The following is a 217-nucleotide window of genomic DNA, read 5'->3' as shown; positions in this document are numbered from 1 at the left end:
ATAAAAATGGTTATAGGTTAGCTAAAAATTTACCTTCATACACAGCGCATACAGGTAAGGTTTTTAAAGATGTAAAACCATATTTAATAGTCGGTATGGGTGAATCAGGTGAGATAAAGGTTTGGGTTTCAAATACACCATCAGCGGGGTTTACAGGTCGCGTATTACACGAACTTGGTTCAGGACAAGCCCAATGGCGTGAGAATAAGTAGTAAAG

The 217-nt window shown here is 38.2% G+C and carries 1 pseudogene; it reads left to right on the top strand.

The annotated features are described in order from the left end of the window. Nucleotides 1-212 (top strand): annotated as a pseudogene (locus H5232_RS23885) (DUF2931 domain-containing protein); the annotation flags it as partial. Nucleotides 213-217 lie beyond the last annotated feature (5 nt).

Source organism: Pseudoalteromonas sp. SG41-5 (assembly GCF_014164495.1).
In the GTDB taxonomy this organism is placed as follows: Bacteria; Pseudomonadota; Gammaproteobacteria; order Enterobacterales; family Alteromonadaceae; genus Pseudoalteromonas; species Pseudoalteromonas rhizosphaerae.
This window is presented reverse-complemented; position numbering and strand designations above follow the sequence as displayed.